We start from the raw sequence: 19,666 nt of genomic DNA, 5'->3' as shown, positions 1-19,666 counted from the left end.
CCCCGGCCGGCCCTCCTCTCATGACCCATCGTATGGTTGACCCTGGGACTGCGGAGATCTTGGAGGGCTATGGTCGGTTTGTCGTCCCCTCCTACTCCCGCTTCCCCGTGGCCTTCGTGCGAGGGAAGGGTTCTTACCTTTGGGACGCAGAGGATCGCCGTTATCTTGACTTTTGCGGTGGGATCGCGGTGAACGTCTTGGGACATGCGAGCCCGATCGTCGCAGAGGCACTGGAACAGGAGGCTGGTCGGCTGATTCACTGTTCCAATCTCTATTATCATCCGATGGGAGCGAAGCTGGCAGAGATCCTCGTACGCTGGATCGGCGCTGGGAAAGTATTTTTCTCGAATAGCGGAGCGGAAGCAAATGAATGCCTTTTTAAGCTCGCTCGGCGCTTTGGAGAGCCACGTGGCGCATTTGAAATTTTGACGGCACAAGGCTCCTTCCACGGGAGGACATTGGCGGCGATGGCGGCCACCGGTCAGGACAAGGTGAGGCAGGGATTCGGCGCGCCGGTGCCTGGATTTCGTCACGTCCCTTTCCTTGACTTGGCGGAGATGGAGCGAGCGGTTGGACCGGCGACGTCGGCGATTCTCGTCGAGCCGATCCAGGGCGAGGGCGGGATCCGCCCCGCTACCCGATCGTATTTGGAGGGTTTGCGCGAGATCTGTGATCGCCATGGGCTGCTCTTGCTTTTCGACGAGGTGCAAACCGGCGCTTTCCGTTCGGGCCGGTTTCTCGCCTTTCAGCGACTCCTGGAAGGCTCGGGAAAGGAGACTGGCTTTCTGCCGGACGGAATTGCAATGGCCAAGGGGTTGGCAGGCGGCTACCCCATAGGGGCAACTTGGATTCGAGAGCCGTATGCGGATCTGCTCGGCCCGGGCTCCCATGCTTCGACGTTCGGCGGTTCGCCCCTGGCCTGCTCGGTTGCCTTCGCGGTTCTCCAGCACATGGAGGAACATGGACTCGGCGAGCAGATTCGGGAGAAAGGGGAACGGCTGCACAACGAGTTGGCAGCACTGATCTCTGCGGATCGAGGACTGATCCGATCGGTTTCCGGGGTGGGAGGTCTTTTGGGGGTGCAGGTTCGGAGGGATGCCCGGACGGTTGCTCGTGAGTTGTTGGATCGGGGACTTCTGGTTGCGCCCGCCGCGGAGAATGTCGTCCGTCTTCTCCCCCCTCTCAACGTATCCTTGGAAGAAATCTCGGAGGCCGTTGCGATTCTCGGCGCAGCCAATCGAGAGGAGGAGGAAACCACTTGATCTCCGCCGTCGGAAGACGCCGCCTTTTTGCGGCTCCCGAACTCTGCCACATCGGAGGAAGAGGCGATGGTTTGTAGGCGGCCTGCCGAAAGTTGCGATTAACCCCGTATCGTGTGACCCGCTCATGGCTTCATCTCACCTTCCTCGCCATTTCCTTTCGGTGACCGACATCCGCGAAGCCGAGGCCCGCGCCCTGTTCGAACAGGTGGCGAACCAGAAGCGGGGTGGAGCCCAGGGGGGCGGGTCAGATCTCCCCTTGCAGGGCCAAGTATGGGCCCTTCTCTTCCGGAAGCCGTCCACGCGAACTCGAGTCTCTTTCGAACTCGCGATCCGCCAGCTCGGCGGCTCCGCCCTGTTCCTGAGCGCAGCCGAGCTCCAACTGAGCCGGGGAGAGCCCATGGGGGACACGGCGTGCGTGCTGGGCCGGATGGTTCAAGGCGCGATCATTCGTACATTCGCGCAAGAGGAGATCGAGACCTTTGCCCGAAGCAGCGGGATTCCCACCGTGAACGCCCTTACCGATCAGGAGCATCCCTGTCAGGTTCTGGCGGATATCTTTACTTTTGAGGAAAAGCGCGGTCCGCTCTCGGGCAAGACCGTTGCGTTCCTGGGCGACGCCTCCTGCAACGTAGCCCGATCCTGGGCACTGGCCGCCTCTCTTTTCCGGTTTCAGCTCCGCTTCGGAGCTCCCCGCGCCTTCTTCTGCGACGTCGAGAACCCTTGGATCGTGCAAACCGAATCGGCCTACGAAGCGGTTCGAGATGCTGACCTCTTGTATACCGATGTCTGGATCTCCATGGGTCGGGAGGAGGAAAGCGCCCTTCGGGAAAAGGCCTTTGCTCCCTACCAGCTCAATCGATCGTTGCTGCGTCGGGCAAAAGCCGACGCGCTGGTGCTCCACTGCTTGCCCGCCTATCGGGGGAAAGAGATTGAGGGAGATCTCTTCGAGGAAAGGGCTCGGGACATCTTTGACCAGGCGGAAAATCGCCTCCACGTGCAAAAAGGACTTCTTTGCTGGCTCACAGCACGGTAAGGAAGCGCTGGATCAGAGTCTCTCGGACAGGGGCTTGCCCAACTGAGCGGCAACATAGCGGGCGAGGATGTCGATCTCCACGTTGAGGAGATCTCCCGCCCTCCTGGTCCGAAGAGTGGTTGCCTGCCAGGTAAAGGGAGTAATCCAGACCGAGAAGCGATCTTCTTTCGTGATGCCGACAGTCAAGCTGATGCCATCGAGCGCGATGCTCCCCTTGGGAACAATCACGGTTTCCCAATCCTTGCGACGCTCGAGGGAGAGTTCGTGTTCGGCGCCCTGATGTCGAATGTCGACGAGGCGGATCTGCCCATCCACGTGCCCTGTCACGAAGTGGCCGTCGATCCGGGAGCCGGCCGCGACGGGGCGTTCGAGGTTCACGAGATCTCCATTGTCCAATCCGCCCAAGTTGGTTCGTCGCAGGGTCTCCTCGAGGATGTCGAATCGCAGCGAGGTTGCCTCCTTTTGCGTCACGGTGAGGCAACAACCGTTGACCGCCAAGCTGTCTGCGGGCTTAAGGGATTCTGCAACCTTCCCGCCGTCAATCCAGAGTACGGGAAGAGCTGCCGTTGGTTTCGCTTGCACTCTCCCCACTGCTTCGACGATGCCGGTGAACATGAGCGACCTACCGGAGGTTCCATCCACCGCTGACGATGATGTGGGCGCCGGTCACATAGCTGTTTTTCTCGTCGATCAGGAACTGGATCGCGCGCCAGACATCCTCGTGCGTTCCAAAGCGACCCGCGGGGATCTTGGAGAGTGAGGGAAGGTGGACGCTTTCTTCGAGATAGCCGGGGGAGACGACATTCACGGTAAGGCCGTGTCGGGCCTCTTCCCTGGCAAGGGAGCGAGAAAGCAGGTAGACTCCCACCTTTCCAATGTGATAGCCGAGCGCCATCTCCCTTGCGCCGAGCCGGTCGCAGGCGGAATCGCCGATGTTCACGATCCGGCCTGCCCCGGAAGCCCGGAGCAGAGGAAGAGACGCCAGGGTGGTAAACAGCATTGCCGTCGCTGTCGTCTGCCATCCGATCTGCCAGTCCTCTTCCCTGGTTTCGAGAAGGCCGACCGGCGGATAGATTCCCGAGTTGTTGATGAGGAGCCGCAATCCTCCGAATCGGCTCTCCACCTGTCTTAAAAGGGTTTGGGCTTCTGCCTGATGTCGTAAGTCCGCGCCGAATGCCTCGGCATCGCCGCCTGCTGCCCGGATCTGCTGGGCAACCTCATGTCCGCCTTCTTTGCTCGCGTGGTAGTGCACGGCAACCGCCCAGCGATCCTGGCCCAGTTTGCGAGCCAGCGCCGCGCCGAGACCACGCCCGGCCCCGGTGACCAGCGCCACCTTTTTGCATTGCGATTGTTCCATCCTCCTGCGCAGCTTCTTATAGAAGAAGAAGAGCGTAAAGCGCCATGAAAATAGGATTCACTCACCTCGAAGTCGCTGCTTCGCATCTCCCTTCGGTTTGGCTTGCTGCGAAGCGGGCTTCCCTCGAGCAAGGCGAGATTGCTCCTGCCTTCCATTATGCGACGGCCCGGCAAGCCAACTTCTGGATGACGCTTTTCCGGCGCTACTCTCCTTTCTCCACCGAGGAAGGAAGGACGCTATACCTTCGGAGCGCCAGGGAGGCTGTGGCGCTCCTCTCGAAGGATCCCGACCAGCTGGTGTCTCTCGGTTGTGGAACCGCGGAAAAGGACTGGCTTCTCTATGAGGCGCTCGGCGCTCGGTCCTGGAAACCGGATTGGGTCTGTATTGACGGCAGCTTGGCCCTGCTGCTGGAGGCGGGCCGTCTCTGCCGGAGTCGCGGGGAAGCGGTCCGGCTCGTCTTGGCTGATGTCCTGCTCCCGGATCTTCTTCGGCGGGTCGCCCCACGAGAGGGAATGACCCGTCTGATCACCGCCTTCGGATTGATTCCCAATTTGTCTCCTGACTCTTTTTTGGGAGCCTTGCGGGCACAGGTCTCTCCCCAAGACCGGCTTCTGTTGGGCATCAATCTCGTGCGCGTTCCAGAGGAGAACGAGCAGAACTATCGGGCGTCGGCCGAGCGAATCCTGCCGCAGTATGCGAACCGATCGACCCGCCTCTGGTTGACTGAGCTGCTCCGCGACTGGGGAGTGCGGGAGATGGTCGAGGGCTATGCGATGCAGGCCGTGGAGCGGGACGGGTGGATTCGGTATGAGGCAACGGTGCGGTGGAAGAGGAACCGAAAGATCATTCTGGAAGACGGCTCCTCCCTGTCCGTTCTGGCGGGGGCGCCCCTTCGGCTTTTTTCGAGCTATCGCTTCACGCCGGGAGGGTTCGCCCGGCTTCTTCGGACGACCGGATTCGAGCCGCTCACCTATTGGACGCTGCCCTCGGGAGAGGAAGGGGTTTGGCTCGTGGCCCCTTTGTCTTCTTGGGCGGGGTCGGCGGCATAGGAGAGCGGCGGCTGGCGATACGGCCGAAACTGGATTCGACCGGGCTCCAGAGTGACCTCGACGGCGGACCTCCCGAGGCTGCGGACCTTTCTGGGCGTCCCCTTCCGGTCGAGTTCCCCGAGTAGAGCGCCGCTTGGTCCTAAGGAGAGCCATAGGCCCTGGAGGGTTGCACGATGGCGAGGAGTGGCCGCTGCGGGCCCGAGGGCCAAAAGAAGATCGATTGTGCCTGGTCGCGGGCTTGGCGCCTCTACGCCGGAGGGCGGGTCAAGGCAGAGAACAAAGAGCGGCAGCTCCTTTCCCGTAAAAAGCAGCGCAGTTCCGGCATCGACTGCGCCTCTTTTCGGGAACGCGTACGCAACAGGCTGCAGGCAAAGGGTGTTCGTTAGGGAGAACTGCTTCATGGGCGCGAAAGCTGCCTCCACGCCCCAAGGCGTGCGCGGGGCGATCCGCCAACTGCTCCCCTCTCTTCGAATCGCCCCATCTAGCCAGTTCCACCCGTAGAAGCGCCGGATCGGATCGATTCTCGGCAGGAGGACTCCCCTTTCTCCCGCTTCGATCAGGAGCACCTTCCCTTGCCGGCGAACCAGGCAAGCGGAGCCCAAAGGGGTTGCCGGGAAGAGTAGCCGGAGGCCCGGAGTTCCGCTGAGCAAAGTCCAGGGGTCCCCGACGGCGATGCCCGCCGCGGGGAGTCGCGCGGCCGTGGCGACCGTGGCGAGCAGAGCATGAGCGAAAAGCCAGTTGGCATTGTTGAGAAGGACTCCGAGAAGGGAAGAGAGCGCGCCCAAGCAGAGCGAAAGCGTTCCGACCGTCACCACCAGTTCGGCGAGCGGAACAATGAGCAGATTGGCGATCGGGCCTACAAGGCTGACGAAGTGAAAATGAACGATCTCGAACGGGAGGGCGCCGATCGAGGCTGCGAGAGAGGAGCCCAAGAGGAGAGCAAATCCTCCGCCCACCCTTTCCAGGAAGCGCGCTGCGCGGGGAAGAAGGCTTCGGGGGATGAAGGGATCGGGCACGAAAGGAGATGCCATCCATCGGGAGAGGGGCCCGCTCAGCAAGAGCAGCGCCAAGACGACGCCGAAGGAGAGTTGAAGGCTCACGTCCTGAACGGAAAGCGGATCGAGAGCGAGGAAAAGGAGCAGGCAGGCTCCCCAAAGGTTCAAGAGGCTCACGGGGCGGCGGATCAGCCAGGCGGCCAAGACGAGCGAGGAGAGAAGCGCCGCCCTGCCCACGCTGGCGGAGCCGCCGGAGAAGAATGCGTAGAAGGCGACAGCAGGGAAAAGAGCCCAACCCCATCTCCACCGAGAAACTCTCCCTGCCTCGAGCAAGGCGAGGCCCACGGTGAGAAAGGCGCCGACGTTTTGCCCGCTCACGGCGAAGACGTGATAGGCGCCGGCCAGCCGAAAGTCCTCCTCGGTTTTGGCCGGCAACCCTCCAGTTTGACCGTAAATCATTCCCAGAAGAAGGGCGACCGCCTCCGGGTCACTTTCGATCCCCGTCCGCAAGAGACGTGAAGCCCAGCGCCTTGCCATCCCAATTTGCCGTCCGAGCCAGCTTCCGGGATTGAGGGGGCGGATGTCGCTCCAAGTTGCTTTCAAGCGGTAGGCGACATGACGAACAGCCAAGATCTCTCGCCAGTCGGGATCTCCCGGATTGCGCGGCTCTCCGGGCCGCCGCAAGGCTCCCCGGACCCAAAGTCTCTGGGAGAGCGTCAAGCCGCCGACGGGAGCCGCACGAACTTCGAGGAGCGCCCGACCGGAAGCGGATTGCCAACTTCCGGAAAGCCATGCTCGACGAACGGCAAAGATTGCCGTCGTGGTTCGTTCTCCCGCGCGTTCTTTTTCGACGGGCACGCTTTGGATCGTTCCCTCCCACCAGCAGTCGGCTCCAAACTTTGCCTGGGGAAGGTGGCGCAGATCGTCTGCTGGCCTCCATCCTCTGTGAAACGAGGCGCCGTAGACTCCCACGAAGAATAGGGCTCCCAGGAAGAAGAGGAGCGATCGTTGCGCAGAGAGGTTTCGAAGCCAGAGAGCGCCCCAAAAGGCGACGGTCGCAAGACTGGGCCAGAAGAGAGCCGGCGATCCGGCTCCCCAGGCGCAGCCGGCCGCGAAAATCAATGCGGGGAGGAGCAGAGGAGCGCGCGCGAAGTTGGACCGCCGCGCAGTATCCTCGCGGGAAGCGGCATCGGGCATTTCCTTTGTCCGCATGGTCGCCGGGCTCCGTGCATGAGAGAGGAGGGGATCGCAGCGAGACTGGCCTTTGGAAATCTGCGGGCTCGCCGCTTACGAGTCATCCGTGGTTTCCGGCGTCTTCCGCCGGTGGAGAACGCGGGCATTAAACTCGCGTATGGCGTGATCGCTGGGCCACGAGGGTCCGAGTTCTCTCTTGAGCCGAGCCAAAATATCCGCATCGGAGTCGGCGGAAAGGACGATCTGCTCCATGGCTTGGGGATCGATGCAGAGAAACTCCATGACGGAGCGGTCTTCTTTGCGAACGAACGGGGTCACCGAGGGCACCAGTCCGGCAGAGAGGCGACGGATCGAATCGATCAGATGGGGCAGCTGCGCGATCCCCGCCAGACGCTCGTCCGGGAGAGGAGAAGAGGGAAAGGCACCGACCTCTATGGAAAGTCCCGCTTGTTGCCAGGCTTCCCAGCCGCCGGCAAGAGAATAAGCAGCCGCAGAGCCCATTTGCCGGAGCAGGTCTGCCGCGATGAGCGACCGTTCGCCGAATCTGCTGTAGCAGAGGAGAGGCGCTTCACCCGCCGGGATCTTCGATTCGATTTCGCCGGGCAGTTGGCCGAACTCCACGTGGATCGCGCCCGGGAGGTGGCCCGCGACCCATTGACGCGCGTGGCGCAGGTCGATGCAGACCCCTTTCTGCTCCCGCATCCAGTGAAAGGCCTGAGCCGGGGAGATCTCCTGCACGCGCTGCCGCAAAGAATCGAGAAGGAGCCGATAACGCGGTGCGGTGGTCATGGTTGTTCCTCTGGGAGAGTGCCTACTTCGCTGGAGGTGCGATGGGGAGCTCCTCTTTTTAGAGCGATCCTGAGCACCGCAAGGTCGGTCGGATTGACTCCCGGAATCCTCGCCGCCTGTCCTAAGGTTGCCGGACGGATTTGCTGCAACTTTTCCCGCGCCTCCTGTTTCAAACCCACGACGCTCCAAAAATCGAGCCAAGCGGGAAGGAGGAGATCTTCCATCGCCCGAACGCGCTCGATCTGCTCCCGTTCTCGAGCGATATATCCCGCATATTTGATTTCACATTCAAGATGCGCCGCGATCTCCGGCTCCACGCTGTGAAACGGCTGCGGCAGGTCCATCCAGCGAAAGTCAGGTCGCCGAAGCCATTCAAAGAGCGTGCGTCCCTCCGTTTTGGCTTCGTTCAAATCTTCCAAGAGTTCTTCGACGCGGCGTTTTTTCGCAAGCCACTTCGTTTGTCGCCGTATCGAAAGGGATCCCACCATCGAACCGATGTCGGAAAGACGGACGTCGGCATTGTCGTGACGCAGCACGAGCCGATGCTCGGCGCGCGCCGTGAACATGCGGTAGGGCTCTCGGATGGGACGAGTGACCAGATCATCGATCAGAACCCCGATATAGGCTTGGTCTCGGCGCAGCACGATCGGCGGCTCTCCCCGGACCGACCTTGCCGCATTGAGGCCTGCCATAAGACCTTGCGCAGCGGCTTCTTCGTATCCTGAAGTTCCGTTGATCTGTCCTGCCAGGAAAAGTCGTCCGATCTGCTTTGTTTCGAGGGAAGGAAGGAGTTGCGTGGCGGGGCAATAGTCATACTCGACCGCGTAACCAGGCCGGAGGATGTGGCATTTCTCCAGCCCGGGAATCGTTCGGAGGAAAGCGGATTGAACCGAAAAGGGAAGGCTCGTCGAGCATCCATTGACATAGAACTCCTGGGTATGTCTTCCTTCGGGCTCGAGGAAGATCTGGTGTCGTTCGCGCTCGGCGAATCGGACTACCTTGTCCTCGATCGAAGGGCAGTACCGGGGTCCCACCCCTTGGATTTGCCCCGAGTACATGGCGGAGAGGTGGAGATTGTCTCGGATGATCTGATGTGTCTCCGAAGTCGTGTAGGTAATCCAGCAGGGCTGTTGTTCCACGTGGAACATTTGCCCATCCCACCGATTGAGGGTGAAGAGCTCTTCGTCCCCTCCCTCCAGTTCATCGAGACAAAGGGAAAACGTGGGAGGCGGGACTTCGCCCGGTTGTTGCTCACAGGCCGCGAAATCGATGGTCCGTCCGTTGATCCGCGGCGGAGTCCCCGTCTTCAGACGGCCGATTTCCAAACCTAGTTTCTTGAGTTCGAGCGACAACCCGCTGCTTCCTTCGCCCGCCCGGCCTCCAGGCCGCTGCTCCGATCCCATATGGATCAGTCCGCGAAGGAATGTTCCAGTCGTAATAACAAGAGCCTTTCCTGCAAATTCGATTCCGAGGTCGGTGACAAGCCCCGTCACCGCATCGCCTTTCACGCACAATCTTGCGACGGAGCCCTGCTGGATGTCTAAGTTGGGCGTCGACTCGCAGATCGCCTTCAGGCGAAACTGGTAGGCCTTCTTGTCGCACTGAGCCCGAGGTGCTTGGACGCTCGGACCCTTCCGGCGGTTGAGCATACGAAATTGAATGCCGGTTGCGTCCGCATTCTGCGCCATCACACCTCCCAGCGCGTCGATTTCGCGGACCAAGATGCCTTTTGCCACCCCTCCAATGGAGGGATTGCAGGACATCTGGGCGATCGCGTCGAGCTGTAGGGTCAGAAGCAGCACCTCGCATCCTGTGCGGGCCGCAGCCAAGGCCGCCTCCACGCCCGCATGCCCGCCTCCCACCACGATCACATCGTATTCTTTGAGCCAATGCATCGCTTCCAAACCCGTAGTTCTCACGAGAAAGAGTTTCTTGCTCGGTCCCCTGTTGCCTTTTGGATATCCTCGCTCCGTGTCCCGAGCCAAGACTGTCGTCAAAGAGTCACGGTCCGAAACGCCTCTTCCTACCGTCCTCTATAGCGCAGAGGCGGAGCGAGCCGTTCTGGGCTCGTTGCTCCTCCACCCAGATCTCGTTCTTAATCAGGCCTTTGAGTCTCTCTCGTCCGAGGATTTCTTCGTTCCCGCCCACCGCATTCTTTTCGATCTCTTCCGAACGATGGATGCGCGCCACCAGGCGATCGACGTCCTCACTGTCCACCAGAGCCTCGTCGATAGCAACCTTTCGGCGGACGTAGGGAGTCCCGCCATCCTTGCCGAATTGACCGCGTCCTTTTCCAGCCATCTCAACATTGGCACCTACCTGGAGATGGTCAAAGACAAAAGCCTTCTCCGCCATCTCCATCGGGCTTGCAGCAGCATCGTCCAGCGCATCAGCGACGACCCGCAGTCGCCCTCCTCCGTGCTCGATTATGCCGAGCGGGAGATCTTTCGCGTCACGAACCTGTCCCTGACTCGGTCGAGCACCCCGGTCTCCGTCGAACTCCGGCGCGCCCTTGATCTCATCGACTCCTTCCATCAGCGAAAGGGCAAGCTTTTTGGCATTCCCACCGGCTTCTATGAGCTCGATGGCCTGACGACGGGATGGCAGAAGGGAGACATGATCGTCCTCGCCGCTCGCCCGGGAGTGGGAAAAACCGCGCTAGGGCTCACCCTTGCACGCCAGGCCATTCGCCAGCGGTACGATGCCGAAAAGGATGCCTGGGTGCAGCCAGGACACCCCGTCGGCTTTTTTTCCCTGGAGATGACGAACGCCCAGATCATGCTTCGACTGCTCGCTTCCGTAGCCAGCGAAAGCCTCCAGAAGATCCGGCGCGGCGAGCTCGACAGTTCGGCGCTCGAGAAGTTGCGGCGCATTTCGGCCGATGCGCAGGAATGGCCCCTCTACCTGGACGATTCCAGCGGCCTCACGATCCACCAGTTGCGCGCCAAGGCGCGCCGCATGAAGGATCAATACAAGATCGACCTGCTCATCGTCGACTATCTTCAGCTTCTTCGTTCCGATTCCGCGCAGGCCCGCGACAACCGACAAGTCGAGATTGCGGAGATTTCTAGAGGCTTGAAGGGACTCGCCAAGGAGCTGGATATCCCGGTGATTGTCCTGGCCCAGCTCAATCGGCGCGTCGAAGAGGGCAAGGCGGAACCCGCCCTTCACCATCTCCGCGAGTCGGGAGCGATCGAGCAAGATGCCGACGTGGTCCTCTTGCTCCACCGTCCCGACTCTCCAGAAGAGAGTTCGCCGACGGAGATCCCGTATTCCCTCCATGTGGCCAAGCAGCGGAATGGGCCGACCGACAAGATTGCGATTCGCTTTAATGCGCTTTACACTCGTTTCGAGGATCCCGTACGCCACAACGGCTAGACCCGAGGTCTCTCGCTCCTTCGCCTCCAAAGAGCCGGTGTGGGGGCTTTCTCTCCGTTGGGGGTTGGCCGGATGCGTTCGATCGTCTATAAGTTGCACCTGCATGTCTCACAAAGTTCGTATCCGAGGCGCGGCGGATGGGCCTGGATGCGAGGCGGGGCGCAGGTTTTCCTCCGAAGCTGTATGACGACAACCTGCGAGGAGGGGAAACCAAGTCCCAACGAAGCAGACAGGTCCATTGCGCAAGCCGCAGGAGAAAGCTTGTGAGCCATGCAGGTTAGCCCCGGCGGCTAAATACGGGAACGTCTTGCACCCCTTCTTCTTTCTGCATTCCGACGCACGCTCGCCCTTGCTCGGAAATCTTCTTCGACGGATGCGTCGCTTTTCCCTTCGCGTCTCTTTCCTCTTCGGGGATGCCCTGAAGGGCTGGCTTCGCCACAAGGCTCCCAAAATGGGTGCGGCCCTCGCTTGCTACACGATCTTTTCGATCGCGCCGATGATCCTCTTCCTCCTCTCCTTCACGAGCATCCTTTTTAGCATGAAGGAAGCGCAGTCCTACCTTGCTCAGGCCCTTCACGACTTAGGTGGAGCGCCGATGGCATCGGCGGTTCAACTGCTCCTGACCACCGCATGGCCGCCGCATCCCGGTACACCGGCGGCTCTTTCCGCGACCGTTTCCCTGCTTTTTGGCGCTTCGGGTGTCTTCGTCGAGTTGCGTGACTCCCTCAATACCATCTGGGGAGTCACCGAACGGACTCAGGGGCCCCTCCTTGCGCTGATCTGGGATCGCGCGGTTTCCTTCGCGATGGTTGCCGTCGTGGGGATGTTGCTGCTCGTCGCTCCGCTCGCGGTCACGACCATGGACGCCCTCTCCCAGCCGCTCTCCAACGCCTTCCCTTGGTACCCGGCCTTTTATGATATCGCGCGGGTGCTCACCTCCTTCCTGGCCGTCGTGCTTCTTTTCGCGGTTCTCTTCCGCGTCTTGCCGCAAGGACCCGTGTCCTGGAAGGAGGCTTTTTTCGGTGGCATCGGAACTGCGCTGATGTTCGAAGTCGGTCGCTCCGGGTTGGGCTTCTTTTTGAGCCACAGCTCGATCGCCTCGCTCTACGGCGCCGTGGGATCTCTTCTCATCCTCCTCCTCTGGATCTACTATTCCGCTCAGATCTTCTTTCTCGGCGCGGAACTCACCCGAGCCTACGCATACCGCTTCGGCTCCGGCCGCGCGACCCACCGCCGGCACCCAACATGACGTCGCGCCAACCTGCATGGCTCACAAAGTTCGTACCCGAGGCGCGGGCCGATGGGCCTGGATGCAAGGCGGGGCGCAGATTTTTCCCCCGAAACGGTATGACGACAACCTGCGAGGAAAGGAAACCAAGTCCCAACGAAGCAGACAGGCCCATTTAGCAAGCCGCAGGAGAACGCTTGTGAGACAGGCTGGTTACATCAGAGGAAAGCAGTGAGAGGGCTTGTCGGGACCGCCTGCGCCGGACGTGGCGATCGGCCAAGGCGGTAGGCGATCCGACCCGCTTCGACCGCCATCCGGAATGCTCGTGCCAAGGCACAGGGATCCTCGGCGACGGCGATCGCGGTGTTGACCAGGACGCCGTCAGCCCCGATCTCCATGGCCGCGGCCGCATGGGAGGGGGCACCTACGCCCGCATCCACGATGACCGGGATCTCCGCCTGTTCCACGATGATTTCCAATTGGGCTCTGGTCTCCAAGCCGCGCATCGAACCGATCGGAGAGCCCAGCGGCATGACCGCGCCGACTCCCACCTCCTCCAGCCGCTTCGCCAAAACCGGATCGGCATTGATGTAGGCGAGCACAACGAAACCTTCTCGGACCAACACCTCGGCGGCGAGGAGTGTTTCCACCGGATCGGGCAGAAGGTAACGGCTTTCCGGGTGAATCTCGAGTTTCACCCAGCGTGGCATCCCGGCGGCGGCGCCCAGACGGGCCAACCGCACCGCCTCCTCCGCGTTTGCCGCGCCGCTCGTGTTAGGCACGAGGAGGTATCGTTCCGGATCAAGGTAGGAGAGGATATTCTCTTCCGGTCGGACTTCTCCCATTTCCGCCCGCCGCAAAGCTACGGTTACGATTTCGGTCCCGCTTTCCTCGAGCGCTTCCGCCATGAGGGCATGGGATCCAAATTTTCCGGTGCCGATCAGCAAGCGCGAAGAAAAAGTCCGGCCTGCAATCGGGAATGGATCACTGTTCTCCTTTGGGCTCATCTATCCGCTGGTTCGATTTTGCACGGCCTATCGCCTTCTGCGAGCTTTTGCGAGGATCCTGATGAATCTCTCAATCTCATCGATAGCACACCGTAAGCACGCAAGAGCTTCCCGCCTCTCTTTTCTATTCCGGGAGCCAGTCGACTCCCGCGCTGGCAGGCAGCATCCCTATTTCTCTTCCCCGCCTCAGGAAGAGCTCAATGGCCTGCCGGCCTTCGGTGCCGTAATCGAAGGTTCGTTCATTCGCGTACATTTCCACAAACTGATCGAGCTTTTCGGTGCTCAATCCCCGGGAAAACCCTGCGGCGTATTGCAAGGCTTCGCTCCGGTGCTGCAATCCCCACCGAATGCTTTCCCGAAGCAGCCGTGCGCACTCCCTGGCAAGATCGATCCCCAGAGTTTTGCGCAGCGCGTTCCCTCCCAGAGGAAGAGGGAGGCCCGTTTCCTCCTTCCACCAGTGGCCGAGATCGACGCAGAGTGCCAACCCCTCGTCCGCATAGGTGAGTTGCCCTTCATGAATCACCAGGCCGGCTTCCGCTTCCCCCGAACGCACGGAATCCAAGATGCGATCGAAGGGGCGCACGATGAGGGGAAGCTTCTCAGGCCCGATGCCAAGATAGAGGCTCAAGGCCATCACTGCGCTCGTCTTCCGCCCTGGAATGGCAATCCGTGCGCGGGAAAGCTCCTCCCGGGTCATGCTTTTCGCCGAGACGACACGGGGTCCATAGCCCTCTCCCATGCTTCCACCGCACGGGAGAAGCCAGTAGTTGTCCCGCAGAAAGCCGTAGGCGTGAATGGAAACAGCGGTCAGATCGATGGCCTCATTCCTCGCTAACTCATTGAGGCTCTCGATATCCGTCACCTCCTGCCGGAACCGGATGGCCCCACTCGGAAGCTTCCCGGCCACCAAGGCGTAAAACATGAACGCATCGTCCGCATCCGGAGAATGCCCCAGGCTGATTTCCCTCTGTCCACTCTGTGTCATCTCTTTCGTATTCCAACGGACCCGCCGTGAAGTCAACCACGGGGTTGATTCGGGTCTCTTTTCCGTGTTGCCGCAGCCCCATAATGCAATAAATTCCCTTGGCTCCCTCTCCTCCTTGCGGCTAAAGAAAATCAGAGCACCTCTTTCGCTTCTTCCGGGAGGAATCGACCAGATCCGATCGACTTATGCCGCTTCCCACCCTTCTTGTAACGCATCCCGACTTTGCCCGACATCCCACCCCGCGTGGCCATCCGGAGAGTCCCGAAAGGATCACGGCAACCCTTCCGCGCCTGCGCTCCTCCCTCCCGAAAACGATTCGTTGGGTCGACCCCCGGATGGGGGAAAGCGATCTTCTTCGGTCCGTGCACGCTCCGACGTATATCCGGCGGGTCGAGGAGGCCTCGCACAACGGCCTGATTCTCCTCGACGAAGGGGATACCTTCGCGGGACCGCACTCTTTCGACACTGCGCTCTTGGCGGTTGGGGCGGCAGAGACGGCAATCGACCAAGTCGCTTCCGGAGAAGCGGCCAACGCTCTTGCACTCGTCCGGCCGCCCGGCCACCATGCCCGGCCGAATGCTGCCATGGGTTTCTGCCTCTTCAACACCGTAGCGATCGCGGCTCGGTATGCACAGAGGAGACATGGCTATCGGCGCATCCTGATTCTCGACTGGGATCTTCACCATGGAAACGGCACGCAGGAGATTTTCGAGGAGGACGCGTCCGTCCTTTTCATCAGCCTCCATCAGCAGCCGCTCTATCCGGGCACGGGTCATGCCTCGGAACGAGGAAAAGGGGAGGGAGAGGGCTTTACCTTGAATCTGCCGATGAGGCCCGGATCGGGCGACGCCGAATACAGAACTGCCTTCGAGGAAAAGGTTCTTCCCGCCGCCGATGGATTCCAGCCCGACTTCGTTCTCGTTTCCGCGGGATTCGATGCGCATCGGGATGACCCCTTAGGCAATCTTCTGCTCAGCGAAGAGGGGTTTGCGGAGATGACGACCCTCATTCGAGAGGTCGCTGACCGCCACTGCCGCGGCAGGCTCGTTTCCGTGTTGGAAGGGGGATATCATCTCGACGCCCTAGCCCGCTGCCTTGACGCGCATCTCTGCGCCTTGGAGGCAAAATAACCTCCGCCGTCTTCAGGGCGGCCCGCTGGGCTCCGGGGCCGCTCGCTTGCTTTTGAGTCCTTCGAGATAGAGTGTGATCGCCAAGGCATCCGCGTGGCTCATCCGATAGGGCGGCATGGGCAGTCGTGGGTATTTGCCGGCAGGGTTCATCCCCGTCTCCAGGAATTGGACCATGTCCGCCTGGCTCCACCCTTCCGGCAGGCCCGCGATGGGAGGTGCCTCACGCACGAGCGAGCCGATGCTTTCTGTGCCGAGCCCTGGAACGAATCCCCCCTGCAACCATTTGTCGCGGAGCAACTCCCCTCGTTCATTGCGGGGCGTATGGCACTCGCTGCAGAGAGCGACGGCCTCGACGAGATATTTTCCATGCTGGATTCGCTCCCCGGTTCGCTCTCCCGGTCCTTTTTCGGCCGGTCGCTCCTTTTCCGCGGTAGCCGTTTCCATCGGCTCATCCGGAAGTTGTCGCAAAAACTCCTCATCCTGTCCGAAGCAACTCCTCCCGCAGAAGAGCCCGATCGTCGTCGCAATCAGCCCGACATGAAGCGACCACCTAAGAAACATGCTTCCTTCCTCCATGTACGACGCGTCGGGGAAGGTGTCGCACCCATGCCTTGGCGCCCCGATTTTCCGCCTTCACTTGCAGGCAGCTTCCCGTTAATCCCGCACTCGACGCAACACGTGTCATTGCCTCCGCCACCTCTGCCCCGCGCCCATCCGCAAGCGCCATCAGGGTCGAGCCCGCTCCACTCAGGTAAAACCCGAGGGCTCCGGCTTCGTAGGCGCTCTTCTTGATCTGTTCCCATCCCGGGATGCGCTCGACCCGAGCGGGCTCATGCCAGCGGTCTTCGAAGAGCCCGCGCAACTCTTCGTATCGGCGCAAGCAGATGGCAGCGGCGATCCGGGCTGCCCGCTGCAGATTCCAAACCGCGTCCGGCAGCGAAACGGCTTGAGGCAGGACCGAACGGGCCCATTTGGTCTCCATCTCCATCTCGGGGACAAAAGCGACAAATTCCAACCGGCTTCCCAGCGGCACTCGCGTCTGGCCTCCGCCGGTGGAGATCGTGAATCCTCCGAGGATCGCGGCCGCAACATTATCGGGATGGCCCTCCAGCTCACTGCCCAACGCCACCAGCTGCTCACGCGAGAGAGGCCGTCCCCGAACCTCGTTCAATCCCACCAAGACTCCTGCGCGCACCGTGGCGCTGCTTCCCAAGCCCCTCGCGCAAGGAACATCGCCGGAAATCGTGCATTCGAAGGGCGGGCTCGAGGAGCCCGCGGCCCTGGCATATGCCGCCGCCGCTTCTTGCACCATGGGATGCGGGGGACCGGCAGGCTCCGAGCCACCGACCCGCAACACAATCCAGTTATATAACCGCAAGGCGGCTCCGAACGTGTCGAAGCCCGGTCCGAAGTTCGTGGTCGTTGCCGGCACGCGGACCCGGCATTCGACCGGTCCGGCCTGTTCCTCCCCTCCACGCCCGGAAAGAGAATCCATAAGCGCCGTAGCAACTGCGAAAGGAGTCATGATATCGTCACGCGCAAAGAAAAATCCATCGCCTTCGCGCTGTGGGTCAATGCCCCGACGGAGATGAAGTCGACGCCGGTTTGTGCGATCGCACGAACATTTTCCAAGGAGACCCCTCCGGAAGCCTCGAGCCGCATGCGTCCGTCCACGATCTGGACCGCACTCTGCAACTCCTCCACGCTCATATTGTCCAGGAGTAGGAGATCGAGCGGGAGGGAACGGAGCTCCGCCACCTCCTCCAGGCTTTGCGCCTCCACTTCGACGCGGACCAGCGGCCGCAAACGGCGAATCCGATCCGCTCGCAAGCCCAGTTCCTTGCTCCACGAATTCGGGTAGGCCGCCTTGAGCAGCGACAAGTGATTGTCCTTCACCAGCACATGGTCCCCGAGCGAAACGCGATGGTTGCCCCCCCCGCCGCAACGGACGGCGTACTTTTCCAGCGAGCGCAAGCCCGCAAGCGTCTTCCTCGTATCGAGAAGTCGAGCCCCCGTCCCATCGATCCTTTCGACGAATCGCCGGGTGAGCGTGGCCACACCCGAGAGATGCTGGAGGAAGTTGAGCGCGGTTCGCTCCGCGGCCAAAATCTGCGCCGCCGGCCCTGACACGGACAGGACCGTCGTTCCGGCTTCGACGACCGCGCCCTCTTTGCATGCCCATTCCGGCTGCAGACCTTCCTGGGAGACTTCCCGAAAGACGGCCTGCACTACCGGCAGCCCGCAGACGACTCCCCGCTCCTTGGCCAAGATCTCCGCCCGACAAGAGGCCTCTTTCGGAAGAAAGCCGTCGGAAGTCACGTCCCCTTGGCCCAAATCCTCCTGCAGGGCTCGGCGGACGGCCTCCCGAGCCTCTTCTCCCAGCAGATGCATTGCCCAAGGCTAATGAACGGGGCGAAAAGAGGGAAGCTCCATCCTATCAAAAGGAGCCTCTTTCTCCTTGCGAGAGAACCATCGTCATGTCAAAAGGGGTCTTCACTTGCAGACTCGTGAAGGGCCCTACCCCCCAAGCCAAACGAGGAAGCCGCATCGGGCCTCGACGCGGGGGCCATCCGCTGAGCGGCGTCCTCCGCCGAAACGCCAACGATCATCCATGCCCCTCTCCGGCGACCTAAGCGAACTCCCCTTCCCGGAAATTCTTCGGCTGCTGCGCGATCGAAACGGGAAATTACAGATTACGGACAAAGCCACAGGGGAGCGCTTCTCGTTCAGCCTGTCCGCGGGGAAGCTTGTTTCCGCTTCCGAAGCAGACGGGCCGATTCCCGACACGCTTGCGTTGCACTCGGCGATCCAACGACTTTCCACCAACGAACGAGCCTCCTTCGTCTTTCAGGAAGGGAGCGCGGGCATGGGCGAGCCGCTCGGCGGCTTATCGATCCCCCTCGACCAGATTCTGCTCTCCTCCCTGGCCGCCATCCGCTCTCCGGAGCGCGTCGCCGCCCATCTTCCGCATCCCGGCACTCGTTTCCGTGCGGCGGAACAGACGACCCCGTGGCTGACGGAAGACCTGCTCGCCTTCTGGGTCAGCGCCGAACGGTTCCTCCGCTCCGGAGTCTGCGCAAGCGACATCGTTGCCACCCTCGGCATCCCGCTTCCGCACGTTCAGCTTGAGCTCTTCAAACTGCGGGTCCTGGGCGTGATCGTTCCGCTGCACGCTCCTTCGCATACGGTCTCACCCGCGCCTCCGGGCGATGCTCCCCCTCTGCCGCAGCTTCCGCCTTCTCCGCCCGCCCCCTCCGCTCCGGAACCGACGGCGGCTCCACCGCCTGAACCGGTAGTCGCCCCGGAGGCTGCCCTGCCGCCTATCCCCCCTTCGTCCGCCCCGGTACCGTCTCCCACGGCTCTGGCGACTCAGGTCCAGAAGACGGTCCAACCCCGCCGCGGCGTTCTGGCTCGAATCGCCGCCGGACTCCGCGGGATTCTCGAAAAAATGTATGAATGAAACTGCGATCAAGATCCTCGTAGCCGGACCGTCGGGCGCCGGCAAGACCACCCTCATCCAGACTTTGAGTCAGTCTCCGGTGGTGAACACCGATGTCCCCTGCTCCACGGCCAATCGGTCGACTACCGTCGCCATGGATTTCGGTCAACTCCAGCTCGACCAGTATGCCATTCACCTCTTCGGCGCCCCCGGCCAGGAGCGCTTCGATTTCACCTGGGAAATTCTGCTGGACGGTGCTCTGGGCGTGCTCCTTCTGGTCTCCGGCAAGGATGCCACCCACTTCCCGCAAGCACGCCGCATCTATGACTATCTCCTCTCTCGGAACCCGGTCCCGCTCGTCCTAGGGATCACGCACCAGGATCATCCGAACTGCTGGGATGGCAAGGAAGTCGCCTCGTATCTCGATCTGGATCCGGCGGCGGCCGTACCCATCAACGCCACCGATCTCGAAAGCGCCACCGAACTCTTGGTGCGTCTCTTCGACTGTGTCGAGCGAGCCTAGTCTGCAGGGGAAACGCCGCCTCGCACTTTTTGCTTGTCAAGAGGGCTTTCCTCTACTCTTAATTACCGTCCAATTCTTAGGAGCGGTGGCAGCTTTGCCGCTGTGGGCTCCCGAGGAGAGGAAATCGAAGAGGAGGAGAACGACAACATGGCTGTTGCAGATGACTTGAATACTCTTTTGGGGCGACTTCGCACGAGCGTGCCCGAATTGAGCGCTGCTCTGGTCGCTACCACCGATGGGCTCCCGATCGCTCACTCGATGAACGCGGGGGATGCCAATCGCCTTGCCGCCATGGCG

At 61.4% G+C, this 19,666-nt stretch carries 19 protein-coding genes; 9 read left to right on the top strand and 10 right to left on the bottom strand.

Going from position 1 to position 19,666, the window contains the following annotated elements; genetic code table 11:
• Positions 1 to 20 precede the first annotated feature (20 nt).
• Both MAMT_RS01490 and argF read left to right on the top strand, forming a co-directional pair.
• Entirely contained in the window at positions 21 to 1,262 is a 1,242-nt protein-coding gene (locus tag MAMT_RS01490) for an aspartate aminotransferase family protein (protein WP_246186462.1), read from the top strand.
• A 124-nt stretch (positions 1,263 to 1,386) separates the two neighbouring features.
• Complete coding sequence (argF, locus tag MAMT_RS01485; RefSeq protein ID WP_142659178.1) at positions 1,387 to 2,295, top strand: ornithine carbamoyltransferase; 909 nt, start codon at positions 1,387 to 1,389, stop codon at positions 2,293 to 2,295.
• Positions 2,296 to 2,307: 12 nt separating this feature from the next.
• Here the strand turns inward: argF and MAMT_RS01480 are convergent, their stop codons facing one another.
• Together MAMT_RS01480 and MAMT_RS01475 are read right to left on the bottom strand one after the other, a co-directional pair.
• A complete protein-coding gene (locus MAMT_RS01480; RefSeq protein WP_246186461.1) occupies positions 2,308 to 2,937 on the bottom strand; it encodes a riboflavin synthase in 630 nt (209 codons plus the stop codon).
• On the bottom strand, positions 2,918 to 3,652 hold the full coding sequence (locus MAMT_RS01475; protein WP_142659177.1) for an SDR family NAD(P)-dependent oxidoreductase: 735 nt from the start codon (positions 3,650 to 3,652) through the stop codon (positions 2,918 to 2,920). Before MAMT_RS01475 ends, MAMT_RS01480 begins: the two co-directional genes overlap by 20 nt.
• Positions 3,653 to 3,696: 44 nt before the next feature.
• Here MAMT_RS01475 and MAMT_RS01470 point away from each other — a divergent pair, with 44 nt between their 5' ends.
• A complete protein-coding gene (locus tag MAMT_RS01470) occupies positions 3,697 to 4,701 on the top strand; it encodes an L-histidine N(alpha)-methyltransferase (RefSeq protein ID WP_142659176.1) in 1,005 nt (334 codons plus the stop codon).
• Here MAMT_RS01470 and MAMT_RS01465 read toward each other — a convergent pair.
• The 3 genes from MAMT_RS01465 to mnmG form a co-directional block, all read right to left on the bottom strand.
• Positions 4,623 to 6,908, bottom strand: coding sequence for a ComEC/Rec2 family competence protein (locus MAMT_RS01465; protein ID WP_142659175.1), 2,286 nt, complete (start codon positions 6,906 to 6,908; stop codon positions 4,623 to 4,625). The two genes, MAMT_RS01470 and MAMT_RS01465, sit on opposite strands and share 79 nt — an antisense overlap.
• Positions 6,909 to 6,983: 75 nt before the next feature.
• Positions 6,984 to 7,679 carry a rhodanese-like domain-containing protein gene (locus tag MAMT_RS01460; protein ID WP_142659174.1) on the bottom strand — a complete coding sequence of 232 codons (696 nt, stop codon included), beginning with the start codon at positions 7,677 to 7,679 and terminating at the stop codon, positions 6,984 to 6,986.
• Complete coding sequence (gene mnmG / locus MAMT_RS01455; RefSeq protein ID WP_512698669.1) at positions 7,676 to 9,598, bottom strand: tRNA uridine-5-carboxymethylaminomethyl(34) synthesis enzyme MnmG; 1,923 nt, start codon at positions 9,596 to 9,598, stop codon at positions 7,676 to 7,678. The genes MAMT_RS01460 and mnmG overlap by 4 nt, the downstream gene beginning before the upstream one ends.
• Before the next feature lie 52 nt (positions 9,599 to 9,650).
• Here mnmG and dnaB point away from each other — a divergent pair, with 52 nt between their 5' ends.
• Positions 9,651 to 11,057, top strand: coding sequence for a replicative DNA helicase (gene dnaB / locus MAMT_RS01450; RefSeq protein ID WP_246186460.1), 1,407 nt, complete (start codon positions 9,651 to 9,653; stop codon positions 11,055 to 11,057).
• A 373-nt stretch (positions 11,058 to 11,430) separates the two neighbouring features.
• The gene (locus MAMT_RS01445) at positions 11,431 to 12,306 is read left to right on the top strand and encodes a YihY/virulence factor BrkB family protein (protein WP_142659171.1); all 876 of its coding nucleotides are present in this window, start codon (positions 11,431 to 11,433) and stop codon (positions 12,304 to 12,306) included.
• 197 nt (positions 12,307 to 12,503) lie between these two features.
• Here MAMT_RS01445 and MAMT_RS01440 read toward each other — a convergent pair whose 3' ends face one another.
• Together MAMT_RS01440 and MAMT_RS01435 are read right to left on the bottom strand one after the other, a co-directional pair.
• Positions 12,504 to 13,292, bottom strand: coding sequence for a thiazole synthase (locus MAMT_RS01440; protein ID WP_142659170.1), 789 nt, complete (start codon positions 13,290 to 13,292; stop codon positions 12,504 to 12,506).
• A gap of 124 nt (positions 13,293 to 13,416) precedes the next feature.
• Positions 13,417 to 14,277, bottom strand: a complete 861-nt coding sequence (locus MAMT_RS01435; protein WP_142659169.1) for a menaquinone biosynthesis family protein — start codon at positions 14,275 to 14,277, stop codon at positions 13,417 to 13,419.
• Between the two features lie 185 nt (positions 14,278 to 14,462).
• On the opposite strand from MAMT_RS01435, the gene MAMT_RS01430 reads away from it, so the two are divergent.
• A complete protein-coding gene (locus tag MAMT_RS01430; protein ID WP_142659168.1) occupies positions 14,463 to 15,407 on the top strand; it encodes a histone deacetylase family protein in 945 nt (314 codons plus the stop codon).
• Between the two features lie 12 nt (positions 15,408 to 15,419).
• Here MAMT_RS01430 and MAMT_RS01425 read toward each other — a convergent pair whose 3' ends face one another.
• The 3 genes from MAMT_RS01425 to nadC are packed head-to-tail and all read right to left on the bottom strand — an operon-like array spanning position 15,420 to position 17,798.
• A complete protein-coding gene (locus MAMT_RS01425; protein WP_142659167.1) occupies positions 15,420 to 15,968 on the bottom strand; it encodes a cytochrome C in 549 nt (182 codons plus the stop codon).
• Positions 15,958 to 16,902 carry a homoserine kinase gene (gene thrB / locus MAMT_RS01420; protein WP_178086842.1) on the bottom strand — a complete coding sequence of 315 codons (945 nt, stop codon included), beginning with the start codon at positions 16,900 to 16,902 and terminating at the stop codon, positions 15,958 to 15,960. Before thrB ends, MAMT_RS01425 begins: the two co-directional genes overlap by 11 nt.
• A 26-nt stretch (positions 16,903 to 16,928) precedes the next feature.
• Positions 16,929 to 17,798 carry a carboxylating nicotinate-nucleotide diphosphorylase gene (nadC, locus tag MAMT_RS01415; protein WP_142659165.1) on the bottom strand — a complete coding sequence of 290 codons (870 nt, stop codon included), beginning with the start codon at positions 17,796 to 17,798 and terminating at the stop codon, positions 16,929 to 16,931.
• Positions 17,799 to 18,018: 220 nt separating this feature from the next.
• Here nadC and MAMT_RS01410 point away from each other — a divergent pair, with 220 nt between their 5' ends.
• From MAMT_RS01410 to MAMT_RS01400, 3 genes are all read left to right on the top strand, one after another.
• The gene (locus MAMT_RS01410) at positions 18,019 to 18,867 is read left to right on the top strand and encodes a DUF4388 domain-containing protein (protein WP_142659164.1); all 849 of its coding nucleotides are present in this window, start codon (positions 18,019 to 18,021) and stop codon (positions 18,865 to 18,867) included.
• Positions 18,860 to 19,369: a GTP-binding protein gene (locus MAMT_RS01405; protein WP_142659163.1), complete on the top strand. Its 510-nt coding sequence runs from the start codon at positions 18,860 to 18,862 to the stop codon at positions 19,367 to 19,369. The genes MAMT_RS01410 and MAMT_RS01405 overlap by 8 nt, the downstream gene beginning before the upstream one ends.
• Positions 19,370 to 19,516: 147 nt before the next feature.
• A partial coding sequence (locus MAMT_RS01400; RefSeq protein WP_178086841.1) for a roadblock/LC7 domain-containing protein occupies positions 19,517 to 19,666 on the top strand: 150 nt, incomplete at its 3' end.

The sequence above is a fragment of the Methylacidimicrobium tartarophylax genome (genome assembly GCF_902143375.2).
GTDB lineage: Bacteria > Verrucomicrobiota > Verrucomicrobiia > Methylacidiphilales > Methylacidiphilaceae > Methylacidimicrobium > Methylacidimicrobium tartarophylax.
This window is presented reverse-complemented; position numbering and strand designations above follow the sequence as displayed.